This window comes from Pseudomonas sp. PAMC 25886 (assembly GCF_000242655.1).
GTDB lineage: Bacteria > Pseudomonadota > Gammaproteobacteria > Pseudomonadales > Pseudomonadaceae > Aquipseudomonas.
In genome coordinates this window covers 64,926-80,303 of sequence record NZ_AHHC01000069.1, presented here as the reverse complement: position 1 = coordinate 80,303, position 15,378 = coordinate 64,926, and the positions used below count along the sequence as shown (strand labels likewise).

The 15,378-nt window shown below is 62.3% G+C and carries 17 protein-coding genes; 8 read left to right on the top strand and 9 right to left on the bottom strand.

Features of this window, described 5'->3' with window-relative positions:
* Window positions 1–24: 24 nt before the first annotated feature.
* Window positions 25–921, bottom strand: a complete 897-nt coding sequence (gene yedA, locus MUM_RS0123640) for a drug/metabolite exporter YedA (protein ID WP_010174826.1) — start codon at window positions 919–921, stop codon at window positions 25–27.
* Window positions 922–1,081: 160 nt separating this feature from the next.
* Between yedA and MUM_RS0123635 the strand changes: the two genes are divergently transcribed.
* A complete protein-coding gene (locus MUM_RS0123635) occupies window positions 1,082–1,543 on the top strand; it encodes an Lrp/AsnC family transcriptional regulator (RefSeq protein WP_010174823.1) in 462 nt (153 codons plus the stop codon).
* A gap of 105 nt (window positions 1,544–1,648) precedes the next feature.
* Here the strand turns inward: MUM_RS0123635 and MUM_RS0123630 are convergent, their stop codons facing one another.
* On the bottom strand, window positions 1,649–1,903 hold the full coding sequence (locus MUM_RS0123630) for an acyl carrier protein (protein ID WP_029616067.1): 255 nt from the start codon (window positions 1,901–1,903) through the stop codon (window positions 1,649–1,651).
* Window positions 1,904–2,098: 195 nt separating this feature from the next.
* Between MUM_RS0123630 and MUM_RS0123625 the strand changes: the two genes are divergently transcribed.
* The gene (locus MUM_RS0123625; RefSeq protein ID WP_010174819.1) at window positions 2,099–2,392 is read left to right on the top strand and encodes a DUF6124 family protein; all 294 of its coding nucleotides are present in this window, start codon (window positions 2,099–2,101) and stop codon (window positions 2,390–2,392) included.
* Window positions 2,393–2,585: 193 nt separating this feature from the next.
* Here the strand turns inward: MUM_RS0123625 and MUM_RS0123620 are convergent, their stop codons facing one another.
* The 3 genes from MUM_RS0123620 to MUM_RS0123610 form a co-directional block, all read right to left on the bottom strand.
* Window positions 2,586–3,197: a 3'-5' exonuclease gene (locus MUM_RS0123620; RefSeq protein ID WP_003215504.1), complete on the bottom strand. Its 612-nt coding sequence runs from the start codon at window positions 3,195–3,197 to the stop codon at window positions 2,586–2,588.
* Window positions 3,198–3,221: 24 nt separating this feature from the next.
* Window positions 3,222–3,698, bottom strand: coding sequence for an NYN domain-containing protein (locus MUM_RS0123615; RefSeq protein WP_003215502.1), 477 nt, complete (start codon window positions 3,696–3,698; stop codon window positions 3,222–3,224).
* A gap of 129 nt (window positions 3,699–3,827) precedes the next feature.
* On the bottom strand, window positions 3,828–4,598 hold the full coding sequence (locus tag MUM_RS0123610) for a DUF2076 domain-containing protein (RefSeq protein ID WP_010174816.1): 771 nt from the start codon (window positions 4,596–4,598) through the stop codon (window positions 3,828–3,830).
* Window positions 4,599–4,777: 179 nt separating this feature from the next.
* Between MUM_RS0123610 and MUM_RS0123605 the strand changes: the two genes are divergently transcribed.
* Together MUM_RS0123605 and MUM_RS0123600 are read left to right on the top strand one after the other, a co-directional pair.
* The gene (locus MUM_RS0123605; protein WP_010174814.1) at window positions 4,778–5,437 is read left to right on the top strand and encodes a YciC family protein; all 660 of its coding nucleotides are present in this window, start codon (window positions 4,778–4,780) and stop codon (window positions 5,435–5,437) included.
* Window positions 5,438–5,478: 41 nt separating this feature from the next.
* Window positions 5,479–6,567 carry an endonuclease/exonuclease/phosphatase family protein gene (locus MUM_RS0123600; RefSeq protein ID WP_010174812.1) on the top strand — a complete coding sequence of 363 codons (1,089 nt, stop codon included), beginning with the start codon at window positions 5,479–5,481 and terminating at the stop codon, window positions 6,565–6,567.
* Window positions 6,568–6,705: 138 nt separating this feature from the next.
* Here the strand turns inward: MUM_RS0123600 and hrpB are convergent, their stop codons facing one another.
* Complete coding sequence (gene hrpB, locus MUM_RS0123595; RefSeq protein ID WP_010174810.1) at window positions 6,706–9,213, bottom strand: ATP-dependent helicase HrpB; 2,508 nt, start codon at window positions 9,211–9,213, stop codon at window positions 6,706–6,708.
* A 189-nt stretch (window positions 9,214–9,402) separates the two neighbouring features.
* Between hrpB and MUM_RS0123590 the strand changes: the two genes are divergently transcribed.
* Window positions 9,403–9,822, top strand: a complete 420-nt coding sequence (locus MUM_RS0123590; RefSeq protein ID WP_003215492.1) for a hypothetical protein — start codon at window positions 9,403–9,405, stop codon at window positions 9,820–9,822.
* A 15-nt stretch (window positions 9,823–9,837) separates the two neighbouring features.
* On the top strand, window positions 9,838–10,731 hold the full coding sequence (locus MUM_RS0123585; RefSeq protein ID WP_010174809.1) for a cation diffusion facilitator family transporter: 894 nt from the start codon (window positions 9,838–9,840) through the stop codon (window positions 10,729–10,731).
* Here MUM_RS0123585 and MUM_RS0123580 read toward each other — a convergent pair.
* Complete coding sequence (locus tag MUM_RS0123580) at window positions 10,728–11,858, bottom strand: DUF6515 family protein (protein ID WP_010174808.1); 1,131 nt, start codon at window positions 11,856–11,858, stop codon at window positions 10,728–10,730. The two genes, MUM_RS0123585 and MUM_RS0123580, sit on opposite strands and share 4 nt — an antisense overlap.
* A 414-nt stretch (window positions 11,859–12,272) precedes the next feature.
* On the opposite strand from MUM_RS0123580, the gene MUM_RS0123575 reads away from it, so the two are divergent.
* Together MUM_RS0123575 and MUM_RS0123570 are read left to right on the top strand one after the other, a co-directional pair.
* Complete coding sequence (locus tag MUM_RS0123575) at window positions 12,273–12,752, top strand: Lrp/AsnC family transcriptional regulator (protein WP_003194418.1); 480 nt, start codon at window positions 12,273–12,275, stop codon at window positions 12,750–12,752.
* A 186-nt stretch (window positions 12,753–12,938) separates the two neighbouring features.
* Window positions 12,939–13,148 (top strand): DUF2788 domain-containing protein, encoded by a 210-nt coding sequence (locus MUM_RS0123570; protein ID WP_026077819.1) that lies wholly within the window; start codon window positions 12,939–12,941, stop codon window positions 13,146–13,148.
* Here MUM_RS0123570 and MUM_RS0123565 read toward each other — a convergent pair.
* Entirely contained in the window at window positions 13,143–13,784 is a 642-nt protein-coding gene (locus MUM_RS0123565) for a pseudouridine synthase (RefSeq protein ID WP_029616066.1), read from the bottom strand. The genes MUM_RS0123570 and MUM_RS0123565 overlap by 6 nt on opposite strands.
* 71 nt (window positions 13,785–13,855) lie before the next feature.
* Window positions 13,856–15,355 (bottom strand): AMP nucleosidase, encoded by a 1,500-nt coding sequence (gene amn, locus MUM_RS0123560; protein WP_177325013.1) that lies wholly within the window; start codon window positions 15,353–15,355, stop codon window positions 13,856–13,858.
* Window positions 15,356–15,378 lie beyond the last annotated feature (23 nt).

Sequence of the window (15,378 nt, the reverse complement as noted above, 5' to 3'; positions counted from 1 at the left end):
CGCAAGGTCGCAATGCGCGGCAGTTTACCTTATTTCCGGTTTCGGCTTTCGCCACTGTGGCAGGCTGATCAGCAGCACCGCGCTGATGATCACCAACATTGCCAGGGCTTCTTCCATGCCGATGGTCTCGCCGACAAACACAATCCCGAGCAACACCGCCACCGCCGGGTTGACGTAGGCATAGCTGGTGGCCGCCGCCGGGCGCACGTGCTTGAGCAGGTACATATAGGCGTTGAAGGCGATGATCGAACCGAACACGGTCAAGTAAGCCAGGGCCAGCCAGCCTTCCAGCGGCGGCATGGCTTGCAGGTGTTCGCCGCTGACAGCGCTGAGCACCAGCAGCACGGCACCCGCAATCAGCATCTCCGCCGCACTGGCCATGGCGCCTTGAGGCAGCGGCAAATGCTTGCTCCACACCGAACCGAAGGCCCAGGCCGCCGCCGCAAAAATCAGCAAGGCCGCACCGGTGGGGCTCGATTGCAGGTTGGAACCCATATTGAGCATGGCGATGCCGATAATCCCCAGCACCACCCCGGCCCATTCCAGACGGGTATTACGCGCACCCCAGAAATAACCGCAGAGCAAGGTGAACAGCGGCACGGTCGCCACCGCCAACGCGGCCACGCCGGAAGCCACGCCCGTGTGCTCGGCCACACTGACCGCGCCGTTACCGAAGGTCAGCAGCAAAATGCCGATCTTGCCGGCGGCCTTCCACTGCACCCAGGTCGGCGCCGGGGCCCCACGCCAGCGCAGGAAGGCATACATCAGCGCGCCTGCCGTCATAAAGCGAATCCCCGCCAGCAACAGCGGCGGCCAGTACTCCACACCAATGCGAATCACCAGGTAGGTAGACCCCCAGATCACGTACAACGCAAAAAAGGCGGCGATCAACGGTAAGGGAAAGCGACGTGGGCCAGGCATTGGGCAGCTCTGCGGCAGGACAAGGGAGCGTTATTTTAGAAATCCCCGACTGTAAACATAAGTTACAAAACCTGTTTAAAGCGCCAGTACACTTTTCAAAACACGGTTATCAAGGCTATAAACCGTGCTTTCGAAAGCCACGCATTCCCGGAGCCTTATCATGGACAAATACGACCGCATGCTTCTCAGCGCCCTGCTGGAAGACGGCCGCGCGTCCTACGCGCAATTGGCGCGCACGGTAAACCTGTCCGCGCCCGCCGTGGCCGAACGGGTGGCGAAGTTGGAAGCCAGTGGGGTGATTACCGGGTATCAGGCCAAGGTCGACCTGTCCAAGGTGGGGTTGCCGATCCAGTGCGTGATTGAGCTGAGGTTGACCAATCATGGGAGCCAGAAGGTGTACGACGCGCTGGCGGAAATTCCCGAGTTGACTGAATGCCATCGGGTGACCGGGGACCCGTGCGTGATCATGCAGGCGGCGGTGGGCTCGATGCCGGAGCTGGAGAGTTTGATCAATCGGGTGGCGAAGTTCGGGTTCAGCAAGACCTCGATCATCTTGTCGAGTGCGATAGAGCGCCGGGTGCCGCTGGGGCAGTTGGAAGGGAATGGGAAGAATGGTGGGTGATCTATCGCCATCGCGGGCAAGCCCGGCTCCCACAGTTGACCGAGTTGCCCGAAATACACGCGATCAACTGTAGGAGCTGGCTTGCCTGCGATGGCGTCAGTAGCTTCACCGCTGCCGCACAATCAAGTCTACGATTTGCTTGATGGTAGTAATTCCGTTCCAGTCTTCTTGGGTAGCGCGCAAATCGAATTGCCACTTGATCTGCATGACGAAGCAAGTCAGATCATCATCAATGATCTCAAAGTCATGAATAAAGTCTGTCTGCTCTGTCACCTGACTTCGATCTATGAAGCCGACGATATCAACAAAAAGTTGAATGACTTTTTCGCTGACCTCAATTCGCGTGAGGTTACTTTCCATTTCCTTCCTCATACACCTACTTTTTAAGGGCCAGCAAGACTGATCCCTTTCATTTGCAGGACCTTTCCTAGCGCGCTTTCAAGCCTCGCCCACACTGGATCACATAGCTAGTCTCGCCCGGTCATCGACCATTCGGTGACCGGATGTGCAAGTCCGATTGCAAGGGGTGACAGCTTCCATTTCAGGAGTTCCACCATGATCAAAACAACCAGTTCCCACGAAGAAATCCTCAGCGACAACACCCTCACCCGCCGCGCCATCGATTACTACCTCAAAGCCTCCGCCCCGGACGGCGCCCCCTTCGTGCTGAACGACAACATGAGCTTCGAAGACGCCCTGGCACGGGCGGCCGATTTGCTGCATTGCGCCGTGGCAACCGCACAGATACCCGGCGAGCCCATGAACGGGCAGCAGCGGGCGGTGATGCATTTGGTGGAGATGGCGAAGGTGGTGGTGGATCGGTCGCTGGACTGTTTACAGCCTCGGTAAACGTGCTTTCTGTGGCGAGGGGGCTTGTCCCCCGTTGGGCTGCGCAGCAGCCCCAGCAGGCTCACCGAAGTTTTTCAGACAGATAGCGGAGTTTTTGGGAGGGGCTGCTTCGCAGCCCAACGGGGGACAAGCCCCCTCACCACAGAGAGCCCCTCTCCAAGAAAGTACCCAGCCACAGGGAACGGTGCAGGAATCAGAACCCGCGATGCTTCTTCAGATGATCATTGATCTTCGCCGCCGGAACCTTCTGCAAGCTGCACAGCAATTCGTGTGACAACTCCCGCAACCCGTGGGTGCGGCGCAGTTCCTCGGCCAGGTGTGCGGTGAGGTTGGCCGCCATCTCCGCATCCGCCATCGCCCGGTGAGCCTTGCCGGTGTGGGGCAGTTGGGCAAATGAGGTCAGCGTGCCCAGTTTGTGATTCGGCGCCGCCGGCATCAAACGCCGCGCGAGTAACAGCGAACAGGCAAACTTCTGCAAACGCGTACGGCGGATCAACCCCAGCTCGAAATCCCAGAACTTCTGGTCAAACGCGGCGTTGTGCGCCAGCAGCGGCGTGGTGCCGACAAACTCGTTCACCTCGTTCATCACCCGCTCCGCCGACGGCGCGGTACGCAACATGGCGTTGCTGATGCCGGTCAGTTGCTCGATAAACCCCGGCACGCGCACGCCCGCATTCATCAGGCTCTGGTAGCGGTCCACGATCTGGCCCTGCTCCAGGATGACCACGGCGATTTCCGTGGCCCGGCAGCTGCTGCTCGGCTGGATGCCGGTGGTTTCAAAGTCGATGACCGCTATACGTTCCAAACCTGTTCCAACTCCGTCAAAAATCTATTTAAGCAGCAACGCGCCTTCGATCGGCACGTAGCGGCTGGCGGCGCGTATCAATGAGTTGGCCGTCAGCCCCGGCACGCCGTAGGCCACGGCTTCGACGCCGTGCTTGCTGATGATGCGGTCCAGCAGCATGTCGAAATCACCGTCGCCGGAGGCCAGCACCACTTCGTCGACATGGGCGGCGGCGTCCATGATGTCGATGGTGATGCCCACGTCCCAGTCGCCCTTGGCCGAGCCGTCGCTGCGCTGGATGTAGGGCTTGAGCTTCACGGTAAACCCGAGGTTGCGCAGGATCTGCTGGAATTGCTGCTGCTTGCTGTCGCCACGGTCGATGGCATAGGCGTACGCCTCGACAATCTGCCCGCGCTGGCTGATGTCAGCCCACAGGGCGGCGTAGTTGAAGTGACAGCCGTACGCCTGGCGCACGGTGTAGTAGAGGTTTTGTACATCGGCGAACACGGCTATCTTTTTCACCGCAAATCCTCATGACACGCGCATGGACCCCGGACTCAAAGGCCCGGAAAGGTTGCCAGTATGCCAGCCACACGGAAGTTTCCGAGAAAAATCAGCCCGGGGCGACGAAGCGCCCCGGTTGAGTGTGGGTCAGACGAAGGAATCGTCGTCGCCAAAGGAGGAGGAGTCGTCGGAATAGTCGTTGTCGGCGAAGCTGTCGGATGAGTTGTCGCTGCCCCAACTGTCGTTGCCGGCAAATTTCTGGTCGTCGTTGCCCCAGTTGCTGTTGTCGCTGGCAGGCGCCGGCTCTTCGCGGATGATCTCTTCAACCACTTGAGGTTGTTGCGAGTTGTGGCTGAACAGGCTGCTGATGCCTTCTGCCAGCATCACACCACCGGCCACGCCGGCTGCGGTTTTCAGTGCGCCGCCGAGGAAGCCGCTGCCAATCGGCGCTGCGGGTGCCTGTTGCGGCTGTTGATAATTCTGCTGGGGCGCGCCGTAGTTCTGCTGCGGTGCAGGTTGCCCACCAAACGACGGACGCGCCGGTTCACGCCAGCCACCGCCGGAAGACGCAGGGGCGCTCTGGGCCGGCTGCGGGTCGCGGGAGCCACCGCCAAAGATGCTCGACAGGAAACCGCCACTGCTCGGGGCAGGCTGCGCCGCCTGGGATTTGGCCTGTTGCAGTTGGTCCTGCAATTGCCGGATCTGCTCGGCCTGCTGCTTGTTCTGCGCATCAAGGCTCTTGATCGCATGCTCTTGCACCAGAATCGACTGGGTCATGTAGTACGCAGCGGCCGGTTGGCGAGTGACGTGTTCCTTGATCCGCGCTTCGGCCTGGGCGTCGCGGGGGGCTGAGTCCGTTTCGGCTTGCTGCAACCGTGAAAACAGTCCATCGATCAGGGTTTGCTCTTCGCTGTTCATGGCGACCTCGTTAGATTGCCGGTAGAAATCTTCGCCTTGCCCACTATGTGCAAGGTACAACCCAGTTATGGGGCTGTTACTGATTGTTTCAATGGTCTTTACGCAAGGTTTACGTTTGCTTGCATCTGGTCATGATCGGTTAAAGTAACGCCCTTGCTTTTCGGCCTGTGAAGACCCTGATGAATCCGTTAGACGTACTGCGCGACTCCTTCTTCTTTTTCAAGCGCAACCTGGGCGCCATCGTGCAGTTGTGCCTGCCGTTGGTGATCTTCGAAGCCCTGCTGCAACAGGTGCTCGACCACACCCTCGGCCCGGATGCGTTTCCCGGCTACAGCGTGGTCATCGGTTTGCTGGTGTATCCGCTGTACACCGGCGCACTGATCCTGTTCCTCGACGCCCGCACCCGGGGCGAATCGCCACGTACCCTGGATGTACTGGCCATGGCCCTGACCCTGTGGCCGCGTTTTGCCTTGCTGACGGCTGTCAGCACGCTGCTGATCCTGCTGGGCTTGTCGCTGTATTTTCTGCCGGGCCTGTGGCTGATGGTGGTGCTGGCCTTCGCTGAATACCTGCTAGTGCTGCGGGGCATGTCGGCGCTGTCGGCCATGAAGGAAAGCCTGCGCCTGACCCGTGGGCATTTCTGGCGCATCCTGGTGTGCCTGCTGTGCGTGATGACCCCGCTGTGGTTGCTCAAGGGCGCCAGCGTCGCGGTTTACCCGGATCCGAACCCGCTGCTGGGCCTGCTGATCGACAGCGCACAAAGCTTCCTGCAGCTGTTCACCAGCGTGGTGTTGTTCCGCCTGTTCATGTTGATTGGTGGCGACGCCGACGCGCGGTGATATGCTCCGGGCCTTGTCCTGCAACGCCATAAGCCGAGCCGATGACCCGACTACTGCACATTACCTTGCTGGGCCTGCTGATTCTCGCGGCCCTGCTGACCGGCTTGATCTACAGCCTGACCTGGCGCCCTGCCGACAAGGAAACCCTGCCCATCCGCTGCGTCGCGCCCCGCGCACCCACCCTGTTGCCGGGCCAGGCGCTCAAGGTGATGACCTGGAACGTGCAGTACCTGGCGGGCAAGAACTACGTGTTCTGGTACGACACCCCGGACGGCAGCGGCCCGGACGACCGCCCCACCGTTGAAGACATGGCCGCCAGCCTCGACGAAGTGGCGCGAGTGATCCGCGACGAACAGCCCGACATCCTGCTGTTGCAGGAAGTCGACGAAGGCGCCAAGCCTTCCAGCTACCAGGACCAACTGGCCCTGCTCCAGGAGCGCCTGGCCGATCTCTACCCGTGCAGCGCCCAAGCCTTCGACTGGAAAGCCGACTTCGTGCCCGACCTGCACATCTTCGGCAGCGTCGGCCGCAAGCTGGTGACCATGAGCCGCTACCAGATCGAACACGCCGAGCGCCTGCAACTTCCGGTAGCCCACGCCAACCTGATCAGCCGTCAATTCCAGCCCAAACCCGCGTTATTGCTGACCTACCTGCCGCTGAGCGATGGCGGCCAGTTGGCCGTACTCAATACTCGCCTGGACGGCACGGCCCCCGGGCACAACGCGGTGCAGGAACAGGTGCAGGCAACCGTCAAGCTGGTGGATAAATTCGAAAGCCGTGGCACGCCATGGCTGATGGGCGGGGATTTCAACCTGTTGCCGCTGGGACAATTCCTGCGCCTGGACGCCGGCAAACGCGGGCAATATTCGCCGGACAGTGAACTGCATCTGCTGTGGGAAAAGTACCCGATGATTCCGAGCAACAGTGAATCCAGCGGGATTGATCGGAACCAGTGGCTGACGTATTTCCCGAACGACCCGACTGTAGAGGGCCCGGATCGTACGCTGGATTATCTGTTCTACAGCTCGCGGATCAAGAAGGTCGAGGCCAAGGTGCGACAGAGCGATACGGTGCGCATCTCCACTCATTTGCCGGTGATTGCGCGATTCCTGTTGCCCGCCGCGCAGTAAGCCACGCGGCAAAACAGTAGGGGAGCTGGCTTGTGTGGGAGCCGGGCTTGCCCGCGATGCAGGCACCTCGGTCTATCCGACAGACCGAGGTGATGCCATCGCAGGCAAGCCAGCTCCCACAGTTGATCTTCGGCGCGCTTACTTTCTTGGTTTGATCCGAGCCGTAGGTTCAGCAATCAACGGATCATCTGGCCAGTAATGCTTCGGATACCGCCCCTTCAAATCCTTCTTCACCTCGGCGTACGTACTGCGCCAGAAATTGGCCAGATCCTGCGTTACCTGCACCGGGCGCCTTGCCGGCGACAACAGGTGCAGCTTGACCACCTGCCGTCCGCCGGCAATCCGCGGCGTGTCTGCCAACCCGAACAATTCCTGCAGGCGCACCGCCAGAATCGGCGGCTGCTCGCTGTAGTCCAGACGCACCGACGAGCCCGACGGCACCTTCAGATGGTGCGGCGCCAATTCGTCCAACCGCGCAGGCAACGGCCACGGCAGCAGGTTATGCAGGAAGCTGGAAATATCCAGATTGGAAAAATGGCTCAGGCGCGACACCTTGCCCAGGTACGGCATCAACCAATGTTCCAGGCTGGCAAGCAAGGCGCTGTCGCTGACATCCGGCCATTCGCTGGCCTTGCCGGTGTCCAGATGACGCAGCAGCATCACCCGCGCCTGCCATTGGCGCAGCTCCGGGGTCCAGGGCAGCAGTTCCAGGCCTTTGCGTCGCACCAGGTTGACCAGCGCCTGGCTGCGGGCAGACTCGTCCAGGCCGGTCAGCGGCTCGCGGCTGAGCACCAGCTCGCCGACCTTGCGCTGGCGTTCGGCGCGCAGCACGCCTTCGCGTTCGTCCCAGTCGAGTTGGTCGATATTGCGCACCTGCTCGGCCAGCACCGAGTCAAACAGCACCGGGTCAAAATCTGCCGCGAGGTAAATCCGTTCTTCGCGCTGGCCCTGGCGGCTGCCCAAGTCGGCGATCACCAGCCAGGGTTGTTTCATCAGGCTGTCGGCTTCGGCGAACAGTGCAGCACGGCCGTTGGCCAGGCGGTATTCAGCCCCGCCGGCACGCCGTTGCTGGGCGACGCGGTCCGGGTAGGCCAGCGCCAGCAAGGCGCCCAGCCAGCGCGGGTGATCGGGATCAGACACAGGCTGCTCGGCCTTGCCTCTTAAATAACCACGGTATTGCCGGGCCAGTTGCCGGGCGCGCTGCACGCCACCTTGGGTGCCACGGGCCTTTTCTTCTCCGGACAACAACGCCAGCCGGCTGTGCAAGTCCGCACCGGCGCCGCGCAAGATATCGCGCTCACCCAACAGCGCTGCCACGTCACACGCCATGTGCGCCAAGCCCAAATCCTGCCCACGCAACAGCAGATGGGCGATGCGCGGATGCGCCGGCAACCCGGCCATTTTCTGGCCGTGGGCGGTCAGCTTGGCGTCGCTCAGCGCGCCCAATCGTTCGAGCAAATCCTGAGCCTGTGCATAAGCTGCAGTGGGCGGCACGTCGAGCCACACCAACTGAGTCGGCGCCACGCCCCAGCGGCCCAGTTGCAGGGCCAGGCCGGAAAGATCGGCCGAGAGAATTTCCGCACTGGAATACGCCGCCAGCCCTTCATGCTGGTCCTCGGACCACAACCGGTAACACACGCCCGGCTCCAGTCGCCCTGCCCGGCCGGCACGCTGGGTGGCGCTGGCGCGGGAGATGCGCTGGGTGTCGAGGCGGGTCATGCCGCTGCCCGGGTCGAATCGCGGGACCCGCGCCAGCCCGGCATCGATCACCACGCGCACGCCGTTGATGGTCAGGCTGGTCTCGGCAATGTTGGTGGCCAGCACCACTTTGCGCTTGCCGGCGGGCGCCGGGTCGATAGCGGCGCGCTGGGCAGCCAGGTCCAGTTCGCCGTGCAGCGGGCACAGCAGCACCTCGGTGTTATCGCCCAGCGCGTCAGCCAATTGCTGATGGACCCGACGAATCTCGGCCTGCCCCGGCAGGAAAACCAGCACGCTGCCGGTCTCGTCATGCAGGGCTTCCAGGAGGGTCTGCACCAACCGTGGCTCGATAAATTCGCCGGGCTGGAATGGCCGGCCCCAGCGCATCTGCACCGGGTACATGCGCCCTTCGCTGCGCAGGATCGGCGCATCGTCCAGCAGGCCGGCGAGGCGCTCGCCTTCGAGGGTGGCGGACATCAGCAGGATTTTCAGCGGCTGCTCGTCGCGAAACAGGTCCCGGCCATTCAGGCTCAGGGCCAGCGCCAGGTCGGCGTCCAGGCTGCGTTCGTGGAATTCGTCGAAGATCAGCAAACCTACGCCGTCCAGCGCCGGATCATCCTGCAAACGGCGGGTGAGGATGCCTTCGGTGACCACTTCGATCCGGGTGTTGGGGCCGACTTTACTGTCCAGCCGGATGCGGTAGCCGACGGTTTCGCCGACCTTTTCACCCAGCTCGCTGGCCAGGCGCTCGGCGGCAGCGCGGGCAGCCAGGCGCCGGGGTTCAAGCATCAGGATGGTTTGCCCGGCCAGCCAGGGTTCATTCAACAGCGCCAACGGCACCCGTGTGGTTTTACCGGCGCCGGGCGGTGCTTCGAGCACAGCTTCATGGCGCGTCGCCAGGGCGTCACGCAGGGCGGGTAAAACATCATCGATTGGCAACGAATTCATACTGGCTCCAAAGCAGAGCGGCGAGTATAACGGCGAACTGCCGGGTGTCGGTGGTGGTCTCAACGACACGGCCCTGTCCTGACTGGAATGCGGTCAAAGGTGGGAGCTGGCTTGCCTGCTCCCACCTTTGATCATCGTCGCCTTGTAGACTGGCTTATAGTCACTTTCATTATGTTCAAGGAGAGTTCCATGCGTGTTGCTTCCCGTGTCATCGGCGGTGTTCTGGCCGTCACCCTGCTGAGCCAGCTGACGGCTTGCGGCTCGATTTTCTACCCCGACCGCCGTGGCCAGATCGACGGCAAGATCGACCCGGCGATTGCCGTGCTCGATGCGGTCGGTCTGCTGTTCTACGTGATCCCGGGCCTGATCGCCTTCGGTGTCGACTTCGCCACCGGCGCGATTTACTTCGAGCCAGGCAAGACCGCCCAGGTCGCCCCGGAAAAACTCCAGCAAGCCATCGGCGCCGACGGCAAGGTCGATAACGCCAAGCTGCAAACCATCATCCAGAAAGAAACCGGCCGTAACCTGCCGCTGGACGACCCGCGCATGATCCAGTTCAAGGGCAGCGTGCAACAACTCGCCACCCTGGGCCTGCAACCCGCCGCTTAAGGACTGACCCGCCCCATGACCAGCAGTCCAGAACACGCCCGGCTGTTGCGCCTGGCCACCCGCGCTTCCGTCGGCGTGGCCTGTGTGCTGATTGTGACCAAGGCCATCGCCTGGTGGCTCAGCGGCTCGGTGAGCATGCTCGCCGGGTTGACCGACTCGCTGCTCGACGGCGTCACCTCGCTGCTCAACTTGCTGGCCGTGCATTACGCGCTGCGCCCGGCCGATGACGACCACCGTTATGGCCACGGCAAGGCGGAGTCCCTGTCGGGCATGGCCCAGGCGCTGTTTATCGCCGGCAGTGCGGTGTTGATCGCCTTCCAGGCGTTCCAGCGCTTGCAGCATCCGGAGCCGGTGGGCGCACCGTGGCTGAGTATCGGCGTGATTATTCTGTCCCTGGCGCTGACAGCGGCGCTGTTGGTCCTGCAACACCGGGTGATCCGCGAAACCGGCTCCAACGCCATCCGCGCCGACTCGCTGCACTACCGCTCCGACATGATGCTCAACGGCAGCATCCTGGTGGCGCTGGTGCTGGCGGCGTTTGGTTTCCATCAGGTGGACGCCTGGTTCGGCCTGGGCATCGCGGCCTACATTTTGTGGAGCGCGATCCAGATCGCCCGGGAAAGTTTTTCGGTGTTGATGGACGAGGAACTGCCGCCGGACGTCAGCCAGCACATGCTGGAACTGGCGTGCAGCGTGCCCGGCGTACTGGGCGCCCATGACTTGCGCACACGGATTTCCGGCAGCCACTGGTTTGTGCAGTTGCACCTGGAATTGCCGGGGGAGCTGAGTCTGTCTGTGGCCCATGGCATCAGCGACCAGGCCGCCGATGCCATTCACAACGCCTACCCGCGGGCCGAAGTGCTGGTGCACGCCGACCCGCAGGAAGTGGTCAAGGGCGCGAAGGCCTAGTACTGCACCTGATACCCGCGACTGGTCAGGCAGTTGCCCTGGGCCTGGCGGTAGGTTTGCACCACCGCCGGGTCTGGAGCGTAGGTGACGGTCCTTGGGTCAAAACCACTTTGTTGCACGGCCCAGCGATAGCAGTCGTAACCGTCCTGCTGGACTTGCGCCGGTGACTGGCCGTTGGCCGGGTAAGCCACCACGTCATAACCATTGCCCTGGGGCACGGGTTGCGGCGCTGGCGCGGCCGGTGGCGGCTGCACCACTACGTACTGCTGGCTGCTTTCTTCGTAGGTGTAATAGGCACCGGCGGCGAGGAAGAACAGCGCGCTGCCCACCCACACTTCCCGCGCGTAGTCGGGCAGGTATTGCACGCGAATCCCGTAAGGCGGCGTCACGACGACGTAGCGCGGGCCTTGCGGGCGGTACCAGTAGCCACCCGAAAAGAAGTAGTCCTGGCCGCGATACGGCACGCGGTAATTGCGGTCGGGGAAGCGGTCCACGATGTAACCCGGGCGGTATTGCGGGCCTGGGCCCCAGCCATTGCCGTGCCCGTCGGGGCGGCCTGGCCAGCGGTGATCGTTGGGATGGTAGTTGTTGCCACCGCCGTTACCGCCATTAAAACCGGGCCGGCCCGGGCCGCCCTGGCCGCCGTTGCCAGCTTGCCAATGCGGGTTGCCGTCGTTGCGACGCGGAATGTCCTGATAGTTGCCGGGGCGCGGTTCCTGGGTCTGGCGCACGGTATCCGGGCGACCCTGGATCGGCAGGTTATTGGCGGGCTGGGGCGCCTGATGCGCAGGTTGCTGTTGATTGACCTGCGGACGACCTTGCCACTGGCCGCCACCGTTCGGGCGCTCGAAATTCTGGTTCTGCGGTCGAGGCTGATTATTTTCGAAATGCTGATTCTGCGGACGCGGCTGATTGTTCTCGGGGCGGGGAGCTTCAGGACGCGGTTGATTGTTTTGCGGTCGAGGCTGGTTGTTCTGCGGCCGCGGCTGGTTATTGCCCGGGTGCCCTTCCGGGCCTCTTTCATGCTGACCACCGCCCTCCTGGCGTGGCGGGTCGTCGGCCATCACTTGCGCACCAACGCTCATCATCAGCAAACCAACACCTGCCAAACGCCAGATGCGCTTCATGCTATTCCTCACTGCGGATTAGGGCCTACACGTAAGACTGGAAAACCGGGGCCCGGTTCTGCGACAGGTTATCAGTCACGAGAAGTATTTTCGCAGGCAATAAAAAGGGGCGACCCGTCGGTCGCCCCTTGAGAACTTCGTCCTGGCTCAACGCTTTTGACGTTGGCTCACCTCACGCCGTCTTGTGGACAGTGTGCAGCCCGGGGGCCGGGGCAACCCTGTGGGGTTGGCGGCCGCAGCCGGCCTTATTGGCGGGCTGCAGTGGACTGTATGTCCGGGCAGTGATTCTGTTGATAACTCTACGCCTCGGCCTCAGGCAGATGATTGCGAAGATTGCGTCAATAAACAGTGCTTGCGCAATTTTTAACCCTGGATAGATAATTCGCCGCAATAGTTACGACAAAGGCCAGCCCCATGAGCAAACTTGACCGATACGACCTGAGTATTTTGGCGGAATTGCAGCGCGACGCGAGGATCTCCAACCAGGAGTTGGCCGAGCGGATCGGCCTGTCGCCTTCGCCGTGCTCACGCCGGGTCAAGCAATTGGAGGACGACGGCTACATCGCCCGCCAGGTCGCCTTGCTCGACCGCAAGATGCTCGGCCTGAGCCTGACAGCCTACGTGCTGATCGGCATGGACCGACACACCCCGGAGCGTTTCGAGAATTTCGAGGCGGCCATCCGCACCTTGCCGCAAGTGCTGGAGTGCAGCCTGGTGACCGGGATGGACGCCGACTACCAACTGAAGGTGGTGGTGCCGGACATGGATCACTATCAGAAACTGCTGCTGGGCCACCTGACCCGCATCGAAGGCGTCACCAGCGTGCGCTCAAGCTTTGTGCTGAACCAGGTGCTCAACAGTACCGAATTGCCGCTGACCCACCTGCGCACTTAAGACCAGCGCGGAACAAATGTGGGAGCTGGCTTGCCTGCGATGCAAACGACTCGGTCTTTCCGAGACACCGAGGTGATGCAATCGCAGGCAAGCCAGCTCCCACAGACCGACGCAGGTCAATGTTGAGCCTACGATGCTGGCGTATACTTCTGGCCCTACCCCGCCGGAAACGACCCGATGAACTCGATTGATCCCGCCGTGTTTGAAGAATGGATGATGACCGGCCTGGTCAGCATCCTGATCATTTTCATGGGCTTTATCGTCTGGGACCTGGCGAAGAAATCCAAGGCCGGGCGCTTTGGCTCGATGATCCTGTTCTTCGTGCTGGGCCTGGGCGTTGCCGCGTTCATCATCAAGAGCGTGGTGATCGGCCTGATCGAGTCCGGCGCCTTATAAGCGCGCCGGCACTTCCTTCCATTGGCCTTGATCCAGGCCGTCGATCGACCAGTCACCTATCCGCACCCGCACCAGCCGCAACGTCGGCAAGCCCACCGCCGCCGTCATGCGTCGTACCTGGCGGTTACGCCCCTCACGAATCACCAATTCCAGCCAATGGGTCGGCACGCTTTTGCGAAACCGCACCGGCGGGTTGCGCGGCCACAGTTGCGGCTCGTCCAGTTGCCGCGCTTCGGCGGGCAGGGTCATGCCGTCGTTGAGTTCCACGCCGTCGCGCAGGCGTTGCAACTGCTCCTCGGTCGGCTCGCCTTCCACCTGCACCCAGTAGGTTTTCGCCAGCTTGTGCTTGGGGTCGGCGATGCGCGCCTGCAACTGGCCGTCGTTGGTCAGCAGCAACAGGCCTTCGCTGTCACGGTCCAGGCGCCCGGCCGGGTAGATGCCGGGGATGTCGATGAAGTCCTTGAGGGTCGCCCGCCCGCCTTCGTCGCTGAACTGGGTCAGCACATCGAAGGGTTTATTGAACAGGATCAACTTGGGCTCGGCCGGTGGCGCCTTGGCGACACGACGCGGGGCTGACGAAGTTTGCGGACTTTTCACACCGGGGCGGCGGGAAACGGGACGGGCAGGACGGGACATGGCAAAGGAACATCTAACGGTCAGGACCGACAATGCTAGTGGCCTGACCGTTAAATAACCATCCCAACCGTTTAGCGGAACGGCGGCTCGTCGAAGCTGCGCAGTTTGCGCGAGTGCAGCGAGTTGAGTTCAGTGCGCAACAGGTCCACCGCCTCGATGCCGATCTTCAAGTGCTGGCTGACCGCACGCTCATAGAACGCGTTGGCCGAACCCGGCAGCTTGATCTCACTGTGCAGCGGTTTATCCGACACACACAGCAGCGTGCCGTACGGCACCCGCAGGCGGTAGCCCTGGGCGGCGATGGTGCCGCTTTCCATGTCCACGGCCACGGCGCGGGACAGGTTGATCAGCGGCCGTTCCTGGGCCCAGCGCAGCTCCCAGTTGCGGTCGTCGTAGGTCAGCACGGTGCCGGTGCGCAGGCGTTTTTTCAGCTCTTCGCCCTTCTCGCCGGTCACGTTGGCGGCCGCTTGCTGCAAGGCCATCTGCACTTCGGCCAGGGCCGGGATCGGGATGTTCGGCGGCACTACCCGGTCGAGAATCCCGTCGCGGCGCATGTAGGCGTGAGCCAGCACGTAGTCGCCGATGGTCTGGGACTGGCGCAGGCCGCCGCAGTGGCCAATCATCAACCAGCAATGCGGGCGCAACACCGCCAGGTGATCGGTGATGTTCTTGGCGTTGGACGGGCCGACGCCGATGTTCACCAGGGTCACACCGTGGCCATCGCTGGCTTGCAAGTGGTAGGCCGGCATCTGGTAACGGTGCCAGACCACGCCCGCAGCAATGGCAGACGCTTCGCCGTGGTCCATGCTCTTGTCGATGATCACGTTGCCCGGCAGCACCATGCGGATAAAGCGCGGGTCACTGCGCAGCTGTTCCAGGCCGTGCACGATGAACTGGTCAACGTAGCGGTGGTAGTTGGTCAGCAAAATCCACGGCTGCACATGGCGCCAGTCGCTGCCGGTGTAGTGCACCAGGCGGCGCAGGGAGAAGTCGACGCGGGCGGCGTCGAACAACGCCAATGGCAGTGGGTCGGTGTTTTCCCAATCGTAGAGACCATCGGCAATGCCATCGGTGGCAGCGGACAGGTCGGTACTCGGGAACACCCGCGCCAGCGTGGCGGCGGTCACGCCGGAGCCGGCCAGTTCGTCGCCCTGCTCCACCACGTACGGGTAGGGAATGTTCTGCTGGCTGACGCCCACCTCTACCGTCACGGTGAAGTCGTGCATCAACGGCACCAGTTGCTCCAGCAGGTATTTGCGGAAGGCTGACGGATGGGTGACGGTGACGCTGTAGGTCCCCGGCAACTGGACCTTGGCATATGCCCGGGTGGTCTGAGGGACTTCGCCCTGCACCAGGTAGGTCAGGCGAAGTTCCGGGTAGCGAAACAGCGCACGTTGTTCGGCATCGGGTTCGACGCGGTCTTTGAGGTAGCGCTTGAGGGCTTGATTGAGCGCGCCGGTAGCACGCTCATGGAGAGCCGCCAGCCGATCCACGGCTTCTTCGGCGGTTTGAACGACAACAAAAGCTTCGGTCACGGTAAGCATCCTGTGTTCTGACTTGCAGGCCTTCATCTTGCCTGTATCCCTGGCAGACG